General features: G+C 55.4%; 13 protein-coding genes. All 13 read right to left on the reverse strand.

All coding sequences use genetic code 11. The annotated features are described in order from the left end of the window. Positions 1-140 precede the first annotated feature (140 nt). Complete coding sequence (locus JW937_01045) at positions 141-422, reverse strand: MoaD/ThiS family protein (GenBank protein MBN1585999.1); 282 nt, start codon at positions 420-422, stop codon at positions 141-143. 15 nt (positions 423-437) lie between these two features. Then, positions 438-1,937 (reverse strand): Rne/Rng family ribonuclease, encoded by a 1,500-nt coding sequence (locus JW937_01050; GenBank protein MBN1586000.1) that lies wholly within the window; start codon positions 1,935-1,937, stop codon positions 438-440. Between the two features lie 60 nt (positions 1,938-1,997). Further along, on the reverse strand, positions 1,998-3,572 hold the full coding sequence (locus JW937_01055; protein ID MBN1586001.1) for a secretin and TonB N-terminal domain-containing protein: 1,575 nt from the start codon (positions 3,570-3,572) through the stop codon (positions 1,998-2,000). 27 nt (positions 3,573-3,599) lie between these two features. Next, on the reverse strand, positions 3,600-3,977 hold the full coding sequence (locus tag JW937_01060; GenBank protein ID MBN1586002.1) for a hypothetical protein: 378 nt from the start codon (positions 3,975-3,977) through the stop codon (positions 3,600-3,602). After that, positions 3,974-4,567, reverse strand: a complete 594-nt coding sequence (gene pilO / locus JW937_01065; protein MBN1586003.1) for a type 4a pilus biogenesis protein PilO — start codon at positions 4,565-4,567, stop codon at positions 3,974-3,976. Before pilO ends, JW937_01060 begins: the two co-directional genes overlap by 4 nt. 5 nt (positions 4,568-4,572) lie before the next feature. Continuing rightward, positions 4,573-5,199 (reverse strand): PilN domain-containing protein, encoded by a 627-nt coding sequence (locus JW937_01070; GenBank protein MBN1586004.1) that lies wholly within the window; start codon positions 5,197-5,199, stop codon positions 4,573-4,575. 3 nt (positions 5,200-5,202) lie between these two features. Beyond that, the gene (pilM, locus tag JW937_01075; GenBank protein MBN1586005.1) at positions 5,203-6,183 is read right to left on the reverse strand and encodes a pilus assembly protein PilM; all 981 of its coding nucleotides are present in this window, start codon (positions 6,181-6,183) and stop codon (positions 5,203-5,205) included. 9 nt (positions 6,184-6,192) lie between these two features. After that, positions 6,193-6,648, reverse strand: a complete 456-nt coding sequence (locus tag JW937_01080) for a hypothetical protein (GenBank protein MBN1586006.1) — start codon at positions 6,646-6,648, stop codon at positions 6,193-6,195. Between the two features lie 16 nt (positions 6,649-6,664). Next, positions 6,665-7,915: a DUF4900 domain-containing protein gene (locus tag JW937_01085; protein MBN1586007.1), complete on the reverse strand. Its 1,251-nt coding sequence runs from the start codon at positions 7,913-7,915 to the stop codon at positions 6,665-6,667. A gap of 22 nt (positions 7,916-7,937) precedes the next feature. After that, positions 7,938-8,459, reverse strand: coding sequence for a prepilin-type N-terminal cleavage/methylation domain-containing protein (locus tag JW937_01090; protein ID MBN1586008.1), 522 nt, complete (start codon positions 8,457-8,459; stop codon positions 7,938-7,940). Beyond that, entirely contained in the window at positions 8,459-8,941 is a 483-nt protein-coding gene (locus JW937_01095) for a hypothetical protein (GenBank protein MBN1586009.1), read from the reverse strand. Before JW937_01095 ends, JW937_01090 begins: the two co-directional genes overlap by 1 nt. 11 nt (positions 8,942-8,952) lie before the next feature. Next, positions 8,953-9,402 carry a type II secretion system protein gene (locus JW937_01100; GenBank protein MBN1586010.1) on the reverse strand — a complete coding sequence of 150 codons (450 nt, stop codon included), beginning with the start codon at positions 9,400-9,402 and terminating at the stop codon, positions 8,953-8,955. Positions 9,403-9,528: 126 nt separating this feature from the next. Next, on the reverse strand, positions 9,529-10,349 hold an 821-nt coding region (locus JW937_01105), incomplete at its 5' end, for a type II secretion system F family protein (protein MBN1586011.1).

The raw sequence follows: 10,349 nt of genomic DNA on the forward strand, positions 1-10,349 counted from the left end.
ATGCACGGGGAGCCCAAACCTCCGGCACCCACCACCAGCACCTTGGATTGCAAAAGTTTCCGCTGCCCGCGGCCGCCGACTTCCCGCAGCACAATGTTCCGGCTATAACGCTCTATTTGGGACTCAGAAAGCTCCGGCACTTAACGCGCGCCACCTGCAATCGCAGGGATAATCGAGACCTCGTCCCCGTCCTTAAGAGCCGTGCCTTCCATTTCGAGAAAACGAATATCTTCCTCATTGACATAGATATTGACGAAGCGACGGACCTTGCCTGCTTCATCACAAATGCGATCCTTGAGGCCCGGATAATCTGAGTCCAAGATCGAGATTAACGCATTAATCGTCCCTGCCTCGGCTTTGACCTCCGCCTTGTTGGCGGTCAGTTTCTGCAGCGGGGTCGGAATTCTTACGGTGACTGGCATCGTATGGCTCCTTGTCTAATTCAAAATATTGACGTCTTCGATATGAAGGGCAATGTCCGCGCGTAAATCAATACGCGCCCGGAAAGTACGCTCCACCTGATTGACATAACGGCGTCCGTTCTCCATCAAACTGGCCGCCACCTCCGGATGCACTGCCACGGTAAGCTGGCGCGCACGGGTTTTTTGGAGATGAGAGCGCAACTTTCTCAGGGTCTGAATGGCTACGGTCGAAGCGGACTTCACCACGCCCCGTCCTGCGCAATAAGGGCATTCCTTGAGAGCCACGCCCTCCACACTCTTGCGCATTCGTTGGCGGGTCATTTCCACCAGGCCCAGCTCCGAAATACTGAGAATATTGGTGCGCGCCCGGTCATCGGCCATTGCCCTCTGGAGCTCCGAAAGCACCTCGCGCCGGTGGGCGGCCTCCTCCATATCGATAAAATCGATGATAATGATCCCGCCCAAATCCCGCAAGCGGATTTGCCGGGGCAGTTCCCGGGCCGCCTCTTTATTTGTGACAAAGGCCGTATCTTCCAGGTTCTTGCGACCCGTGAACTTGGCACTGTTGACGTCGATAGCCACCAAGCTTTCGGTCTGCTCAATCACGACCGTTCCTCCGCTGGGGAGTTTGACCTCGCGGTCGTAAAGGTGCTGAATCTGCTCCTCCACCCCCGCCTTTTCCAAAAGCTGCACGCTATCCCCGTAAAAATGAACCCTATTGCGTAGATCCGGCATTAACGGCCTCATGAAACTGAGAATCTCGCGGTGCTCTTCTTTGTTGTCCACCAAGACCCGGTCCACGGCATCGGTCAGGCTGTCCCGCATGGTGCGCTTGACCACGTCGAGCTCGTTGTGAATCAGCGACGGAGCCGGTGCGCGCGTGGCCTGCTTCTTGATATTCTTCCACAGACCCAAGAGGTACTTGGCATCGCGAACCATGTCTTTTTCGGAGCACCCCGCCGCGGCTGTACGGACAATCAGCCCGATGCCCTCCGGAGTCCGGATGCTCTCCAAAATCCCCCGCAGACGCTGCCGTTCCCGGTCGTCGGGAATACGCTTGGAAACGCCCTTATGATCATCAAAGGGCATCATAACCAGAAACCGTCCCGGTAAGGTGAGGTGGGTGGTGAGGCGGGCGCCCTTGGTGCCGATCGCGGTTTTGACCACCTGGATCAAAACCTCCTGCCCCTTCTTCAGCAGATTCTCAATGCGTTGCTCCGACTTTCGCCGGTCGTTTTGCTTGCGGCCCTGGTAATCCCAGAGCACATCGTCCTCGTATTCGTTCAGTGCACCGACCACATCGGAAACATACAAAAACCCGTTCTTTTCCAGGCCCAAGCTGATAAATGCGGCTTGAATGCCCGGAACAACGGAGTCCACAACGCCCTTATAGACATTGCCTACCAGACGCTGGCCTTCGGACCGCTCGGCGTAGAATTCTTCCAGGCGGCCGTTTTCAAGCACAGCCACCCGTTTCTCGCCGTGGTCAACGGCAATCAATATTTCTTTAGACATTTGTTAGACCTCGCTACGTGCCGAGGTCTTGGCGAGCGTGTGGGAAGAAGATTCCCGGTATTAGGGCGCAGGAGCTGCCGCTGTAGACGGCTCATCCCCCACGTTATTCATGGCTGTCGCAATTGTTGCCCCTTGACCAGAATCCATCAGACGAGTTGTCACAAAGAAAATCAAATTGGTTCGATCAACTCCGCTTTCAATCTTTTTGAACAAATATCCCACAACAGGAAGGTCGCCAAGAATCGGCACTTTCTTCTCGACATCGAGGGTGAGCTCTGAGATCAACCCGCCGATGGCGATCGTTTCTCCATCTCTGACCATTACCTGGGTCACGGCCTTCCGCGTTGAAAAGCGCGGGGCTGTGACCTCTCCAATCGTGTCGAACTGCAAAAAGGCGCTCACCGTCGGTTCCAAATTCACCACGATGTCCCCAGCATCGTTCACGTGCGGTGTTACCTTCAGAGTCACGCCGATCTGCCGTTCTTCGTAATCCGTAATTTCCAAAGAACCCGTGGAAGGGTTCCTCTCATACAGCGGAATATTGAAAGTCTGAGCCACAACCACTTCGGCCTCTTGATTGTCCAGAGTCACAATATTCGGATTCGAGACAATTTTCGTGTCCGAACGCGACTTCAGAATTTCCAGTACCGCCTGAAACTTTGTAAAATCCAGAGTACCAAATGCAAAATCGCTTGCTACAGCCATGGGGAACTGGCCGAGGCGAAGCGAATTCTGCGGATCCAAAATATAGCCCTTCAAAGGAAAATCAGTTTCAATCTCCGTTCGAATAGTATCCACCCCATTGACTTCTTCGACACTCTGGCTCGCAGTGCTCTCCACGGTCGGGTACATATCCCGATCCCGGCCATAATTGTTAAAAGGAGTGGTGATCGGCCGGCTGGCCCCGCCGGCTGTGGCCTTGATTGTCCAGTCAATCCCCAGTCTTTCGTTGTCGTCCAAGGTGGTTTCCACAATCTTGGACTCGATCAGAACCTGGCGGGTACGCTGGTCAATCTGATCGATGACCTCCTGAACCTTAACCAAGTTGCTGGGCACATCCGAAACAATCAAGCGGTTGGTCCGTTCATCCACCTGAATCCGGCCCCGGTCCGTAAGCATTGTCTGCACAGATGCCAAAGTATCCTCGGCCTTGGAATAGCGCAGGGAAAAAACCTGCGTCACCAATTCCTCACGCTGTAACTTGGCTAAAGTGGTCACACGGATAATATTGTTGTCCCGTTCATAGGTCAGTCCGTAAGTCTTGAGGATGACCTGCAAGGCCTTTTCCCAAGGCACATCCACCAGACGCATGGTCACCGTGCCCTCGACCTCCTGGTCGGCCACGATATTGACCCCGCCCTTGTAAGAGAGAATTCGGAGGACATTGCGGATATCGGCATCTTTGAAGTCTACCGTCACATTCCCGTCAGCCACCTCGGAATCCCCGGCAACCGGTTCAGCCGCTTCGGCGGCCAAATTCGGGTCTGCCATGGACTCGCCCTGTTCGTGAACGGTGACGACTGCAGTCTCCACACCAAAACACTCAGATGTAAGTGTAAGGAGGACAATCGGTAACAGCACAATCCAAATTTTATGGGCCCAGCTGTTCAATCCTGTCCTCAATTCCGGCCTCACGATCGCCTCCTGAGCGTAACTCACTGTCTATTCAACTAGTTGTACCACAACCTCACCCCGTCCTGTCAATAAAACCACGGACTCACTGCGGATCTTGGAAAGGATAAATCCGTGGACGGAATCGCCCTCACGAAGGACTTCTCCGTTGATCAGGACAAAGGCGTTCCCGCCCTGAGGATCCCCCACAATCCCCTCCAAATGAATATCCTCCAGTTTAACGTCCGGAAGAAGCTCAATACTCTCTTCTTCAAAATAGAAGCTTCCGTCTTCGAGGACGATCGGAATAAAAGGATCCCGGCGGAGACTGGCAGAGGGAGGGGCTTCCTCGCCGACTTGAGCCCGGGCAGGAACCCCGGAAATGCCCAAAAACAAGAAACCAATCAGCAGAACCTGTGTGAATCTCATTCCGCCCTGACCTCCTGCATATAAGCGCTTACCACCATACGCACCCGGTGTTTGGTGGGCGTATCGTCAGCCCCTTGAATCCGCAGATTGGTGACGCGCATGATTCGCTGCTGGGTCTCCAGGCGGCTCACAAACTGGGTCAATCCCTCAAAACTGCCCAGGGCCTCTACTGCCACAGGAAACTGCCGGTACACAGGCGCTTCTTCCTCCGGGCCGGAGGGAGTCTCGCTAACAGGCTGAACCCGGACAATTTCAACCCCGGATTGTTCGGCCAGACCCGAAAGCTGATCCAAAAAAACCGGAATTTCATTCGGATCCATGAGGCGCGCCTCCAACTCCTTGAGAACGGCTTCCATGCTGGAGACCTCCGACTCCAAACGGGTGATCTGCGAAACTTGGGCGCGCGCGGCCTGGACCTGGCTTCGCAAAGAGCTTAGCGAAGAAGTCACTGTCACCCCTGCGCCTGCATAGGCGGCAGCAGCCCTCTGCGCGGCACGGCGCGGCGCAATAACCACTTGAAAGACCAGCACACAGGCAATGAGCACCAATAAACCCGCCAGTGCCAGGACTTCGATTTTCTTACGGTCCATGCGTCTTAGACCCCTCCTTCAGAGGAAACTGGTACCACTTCCGCTCCTTCTCCGGGCTTCTTGGGAACAGCCCCCAAAGCAAAGTCCATGACTTGCACGTTCTCGATACGCCGCCGCTGCATGGATTGGAGTTCGATCTCAACATAGTGGGAGGAAAAGAGCTCATCATCCCGCAAGGCTTTCATGAATTCTCCGACCGCCTTGGCCCCCCCTTCTTCACCTTGTTGCAAAGCCGTGCCTTTGATTTCAACGCTCCCCTCGTCATCCACCACCAGTTCGGTAAGCCATAAGAGTCCGGGCACCGCAGCGGAGAGCCGTTCCAGCTTTCCGGCCCAAAGCGCCCGGGTCTCCTCCATGGAACCCAGCAAAGAAGTCCGGTGCCCCAACTTGCCCCATCGCTTCTGCAGTTGGGCTAAGTGCTGGCGTTGTGGTTCCAAGACTTGCATTTCCTGGGTAAGAGCCGCGTATTCACGCCGGCCCTGTCCCCTTAAGAAAACCACCGCCCCTATCCCAACCGCGGCCAGGATCACAACCGCAGCCGCAATTGTGACCAGTTGCTTGGCCGGCAGCTTTAGCGCCTTGCGTCTCCTCCCCGACCGGGCATCCGGCAGCAAATTGATTTGGATAAACATGCTCTACCTCAAAGCCAATCCCAGACTCACAGCAAGCTGGTGTTTAATCTTTTCGATACCCTCTTCGGCCAAACGGGGAACCACCTCAAAGCCACTCAAGGGATCCCAGGTGTCGGTGGGCACCCCGAGTTGTTCCTTAATAAACTCCGCGGTTCCCGTAACATGGACCCCTCCCCCGCCCAGCAGGATGGCATCGACCCGGCTCCCCAGCTGACTCTCATAATAATCCAAGGACATACGCGTCTCATTGACAAGTTTTCCCAATGCCGCACGCCCCAGACGCAAAATCTCCTCGGTGCCAACCAAAATGTCCCGGCTCAAACAAAGAGTGCTGCCGTTGAGCACATTGATGCTGGTGACGCGACCACCGATATTCAACAGGGCCGTGGATTTCTCCTGCCCTTCCGCGATCCAGTCCTCGTGATTGAGCAACCACTGTTGGAAGCAATTGCTGACCGCAAAAAAGTCCACATCCAAAACTCCAACCTCCAAACCGGCTTGACGCAGCACTTCAAGACGCTGTTCCACTGCGTTTTTCTTGGCCGCCACCAGGAGGACAAACATGCTGTTCCCCTCCTGGGAGAGGACCTGGTGGTCCAGAATAACTTCGTCGATTTCAAAGGGGATTCGATCCTGGGCCTCAAAGCGAACCGCGCTGGAAATTTCGTCCAACGACATTCGGGGCATGTGAACAAAGCGGGCCACTACCGGTTGTCCGGAAATACTCACATTGATCTTCTTGGCCGAGGGCTGCAGGCGGTCCAGCACCTGGCGCACGACCTTGGCTAACTGCGCGCTATCCTCCGGGGCCGTATCATGTAACTGAAGCACCGCAGACTCCACTGTCGGAGGACTGGTCCCAAAGCTCAGTTCAACAGCTTTGATACTAGTCGTTCCCAAATCCAGACCGACAGCAGAAGGACGCTTTGCCTTCTTAGCTTTCTTTTTTCCCTTGGTCTTGTTTTTGAATCGGTCTAGTGGCATGGTTTTTCTCTAGTAAATTAAACGATCCCCGGAATCAATGAACTCCATAATTTCTGAACCCGGCCCCCCGCCGCACTCCTGGGCCAGCATTGACTCAAGCTGGGCTGCCGACTGAACCTGCAAAAGCCTTTCGGTACGCGACGGCAAAGGAACAGCCCCCTGGACTTCGACGGCCGGTTGCCGGGCCGGAGGCTGAATCCGGCGCGCCAATGATTCCCGTTCTGCCGGATCCATAGAAGACTGGGCTGCACTCCTATAAGCCGCTTTCCGGTCCCATGAGTCAAAGACCCGGTCAAACTTCGCCTCTTGCCCCGAGGAAAGTCTCGGAACCAATGCCCCGGCCGTGGCCTGCGCCGCCGGGACCCCGGCCTCGACCGGAGACGGCAAATTGGGCCGGCATAAGAGCCAGGCTACAAGAAACAACAGGCAGCCCAAGCCCGCGGACCCCAAAGCCAATTTAATCATCCGGTAAGGATCCATTTTACTGCTCGGCCCACATCAGGACGCGATAGGCGCCTGTATCCGGGTAGTAGGGGGGCGGCTTGATCTTGAAACGCGGGTCATGATGGTAATCCTTCTGATACCCGCTCACAATTTCGTTTGTGCGTGAATCAAAGCTTCCTACCGCACCCCGGTGTTTTTGTATGACCCCGCCATAGAGATGAAGGGTCCCCTTCCTGTCCCCGTACCACTCTTCCACCGAAAAATAATCACTTAGAGCCATTACACTGCCATGAATATACAAATCATCCGGCGCACCCGGAGGAATCAACACATTGCTCTCTGAAATGATCCCCAGATAGTCATCGGACTCCGGCACACTCACCGGGTTGTCCTTGTAGACCAAATTGTCCTCAATAAAAATATTTCCCGATGCACCCACCGTAAGCGAACCGTCCACGGTGCCCCACACATGCAGCTCCCCCTCATCCACAAACACGGCCCCGTTATTGGGCACAGGGACCGTGACATTGACCTGGCCGGAGGCAAAATTGGTATAGGTCATGGTGCCGTCCGCATTGAGCTGAATGAGGGTGTCCCCTGAGAAAGTCAACCCGCCGGTCGCGGCTGCGCTTCGCAGCTCCGTGACCCGGGAAGGTAAAGTCACGGACGTAGAACCCAGCTCCAAAGATCCGTTGAATTCCGGGTTGTCCTCCGGGGGGCCTCCGTGCATGTAGTTTAAGGAAGAGTCCACGGTCGTCACCTGGCCCTCAAATACGGGATCTCCGGAGATGTTCATCTGCCCGTTGGTATGCGCCGGCCCGTCCAACTGATCCCGGGTCACAAACCAGACTGTGTACATATCGTTGTTCCAGGGCATCTTCTCAGAGTCTGTGGCGTAAACATACTGCGCAAAATTTCCCATCTCCACTTCCATGATCACCTGTCTGGCAGCCTTGGGATTGGCAAGGTCCCCCCCGAATCCGCGCGCGGTAATCCGGTAGCGCTTGAGAATGTTCGTAGGATTCCCGTCATAGGGATCCACACTCACGGAATAAGACGGATCCGGGCTGTTTTCAAAAGGGTCAAAGGCCTCGATCCCGGACGGCGGCCCGGGTAAAGAGCGCAGCCACTGAAGTGTGCGGTTGGCTCCCGCCTCAGCAGAGTAGAAAGATTGGTAGGTATTCAGGTAGGTTTCGGCCATGCGCAGCTCCGCAAAACTGCGGGCCAAGTAGGCCGAGCTCAGCGTGATAGCCGAGGCGATCACCAAATAAGACCCAATCAGGACCATCCCCCGATTGCCGGCTAACTGTTTAGTTCCGGAGGCGAATCTCTGAAGAAAGATTGATCTGCTCCGTTCGTTGGTTCAAGGCCGTCTTGCGCGATTGCACCGTGACAGCCACCAGATTGGGATCTGCATTGGAGCGGGCGAAGGTCACGGAGCTGATGTAATTGGCCAAAATCTCCGTCTGTCCTCCTTGGCTTCTAATGAGTTGTTCGCCGTCCGCTCCCCCCAAAACATACCGAACCGGCTGGGACCACACGATATTGCCGCTATTAGAATCAAAGGACTCGGCAATTTGAAACTGGATCGAATTATGGCCCGATCCATCCGCGGGAACCCCTACGACCGTCGAAGCGCTTGCACGTTTGAGTTCCTTTGACATCCGCTGGAGCCCCTGTCGCGCGTAGCGCTGGATCGCAATTTGGTTTTCACTGGCCTGCCAGCCGCGCCGGCCGCTGATCAAGGCACCTGTGCCGATTGCGGTCACAACCCCTACAACCGCCACAGTCACCATCAATTCTACGAGTGTGACTCCCCGTCTCCGGGACATCAGGGCCTCGTCACTAAGGTAGTCAGCTGCACCGGACTATCCAATACGCCATTGAGGTTGCTGTCCTCAGCCGCCTGCAATACTCCGTCGAGATTCAGGTCCTCACCATAAATGCGCCCGCCTTTGCCGCGCCATGAAATGGCGACCCTCACCTCAAGAAGCTCCGCGTTAAGCGGAGTCACTGTGATACTCCCCTCTGAATCCCCGGGACTGAGCCCAGGCACATCAAAGCGAGAACCGTCGAATTGAGTCTGGATATTATCGAAGACCGTGTTCCGGACTCGCTCCAGATGCAGCTCTGCCGAACTCATGGCCAAAGTCATACTTCTGGCCTGTTCATTCATGGCAAAGCAGGCAAGGAGAAGTCCCATCAGGCCTGTTAAGGTAAGAACCAGCACACCCGCAGCGAACACCACTTCCAAAAGAGTGAGCCCGCGACAGGATTGATCTCTTTTCGACTCCCCCTTGTGCCTTGTGGTCACAAAACGCCTTATTATTCGACTGCCGGCCCTGCAGCGTTGTTGAGACGGATCACACCCGTTTCATCCACAAAGAACACCCGAGTTCCCGTAACCGCTACGGTCGCAGGCTGGGCCGTCAGAGTGTACTGGTTGTTGTTGACACGATTGTAGGTAAAGAAATATCCCTGCCTAGAGGTTGCCGCATTCGTTGCCCCGGATACGCTGGCATCAATATAGGGAGGGTTCGCCGCCGACAAGGCAGCCAAGTTGACCGGATAGGCCGGCGGAGTCTGGGCCGCCCTAAAACTTTCACATGCGGAGCTGATGCTCCTGGTCGAAGCCACGGCTGCGGTCTCGTTCGCATTGTGCCGGGCTCGCAGCAAGTTGGGAATCGCAATCGCTGCGACCAGAGAAATAATGGCCACAACAATCATGATTTCAACGAGGGTAAAACCACGCTGAGTTTGTTTGGTCCGAAGCATAATTGCAGTCTCCTTCTCTTGTGTCCCCTACATCCCTTGGAAGAGCTACTTATAATAACTTACACCGTTGTAAATTTTAGCACAGAACTGCCTGTGAGTCAACGGAATACGTAAGTTTGGGCTGTCCTAGGCGCTGATCACTTGTGTCAGCTTGAAGATAGGCAGGAACATTGCAATGACGATGCCCCCAATCACAATACCCAAGAATGCGATAATAAGCGGCTCGATCAAACTGGTCATTGCGCTCACGGCAGCATCCACCTGCTCCTCGTAAAAATCCGCCACTTTGCCGAGCATGCTCTCCAGAGCCCCGGTGCGCTCCCCCACACTGATCATCCGCACCACCATCGGGGGGAAAACTCCGCTCTTGGCCAGGGGCTCGGCCATATTGGCCCCCTCACGGATATTCGCCCGGACATCCTCGACCGCTTCCTCGATCACCACATTGCCGGCAGTCTTGCCCACAATCTCCAAGGCATTGAGAATGGGCACCCCACTTCGAATCAGGGTGGCCAGGGTGCGGGCAAAGCGGGCCACCGCCACCTTGCGCAGCAGATCTCCGATCACAGGTAACTTCAGGGCCTGCCTGTCCAGGACCCTCTTACCCCCGACTGTTTTGGACCAGCGCTGGATCACAAAACCAATCCCAAAGAGCACACCGCCCACCCAAAGAATATTGCCGCGGAGAAAATCGCTGAAGCTGATCAGGATCTGAGTCGGAACGGGCAATTGCCCGCCCAGGGAAGAAAACACATCCTTAAAGGTGGGAATGACCTTGAGGATGAGGCCCAGGGTAATCAGCAAGGCCATACTCATGACCACGACCGGATAGGTCATGCTCGACTTGACCTTCCGGGTCATGGACACCGACTTTTCCATATAGCTGGCCAGACGGTCCAGGATTTCATCCAGGGCGCCGCTGGCCTCACCCGCACGGACCATATTGA

The sequence above is a fragment of the Candidatus Omnitrophota bacterium genome, from assembly GCA_016929445.1.
Taxonomy (GTDB): Bacteria; Omnitrophota; Gorgyraeia; order JAFGIU01; family JAFGIU01; genus JAFGIU01.

Coding starts and splice junctions, on each gene's coding strand:
- JW937_01070 (MBN1586004.1), bottom strand. CDS start 5,199: ATGTTTATCCAAATCAATTTGCTGCCGGATGCCCGGTCGGGGAGGAGA.
- JW937_01100 (MBN1586010.1), bottom strand. CDS start 9,402: ATGCTTCGGACCAAACAAACTCAGCGTGGTTTTACCCTCGTTGAAATC.
- JW937_01060 (MBN1586002.1), bottom strand. CDS start 3,977: ATGAGATTCACACAGGTTCTGCTGATTGGTTTCTTGTTTTTGGGCATT.
- pilO (MBN1586003.1), bottom strand. CDS start 4,567: ATGGACCGTAAGAAAATCGAAGTCCTGGCACTGGCGGGTTTATTGGTG.
- pilM (MBN1586005.1), bottom strand. CDS start 6,183: ATGCCACTAGACCGATTCAAAAACAAGACCAAGGGAAAAAAGAAAGCT.
- JW937_01085 (MBN1586007.1), bottom strand. CDS start 7,915: ATGGTCCTGATTGGGTCTTATTTGGTGATCGCCTCGGCTATCACGCTG.
- JW937_01045 (MBN1585999.1), bottom strand. CDS start 422: ATGCCAGTCACCGTAAGAATTCCGACCCCGCTGCAGAAACTGACCGCC.
- JW937_01080 (MBN1586006.1), bottom strand. CDS start 6,648: ATGATTAAATTGGCTTTGGGGTCCGCGGGCTTGGGCTGCCTGTTGTTT.
- JW937_01090 (MBN1586008.1), bottom strand. CDS start 8,459: ATGTCCCGGAGACGGGGAGTCACACTCGTAGAATTGATGGTGACTGTG.
- JW937_01050 (MBN1586000.1), bottom strand. CDS start 1,937: ATGTCTAAAGAAATATTGATTGCCGTTGACCACGGCGAGAAACGGGTG.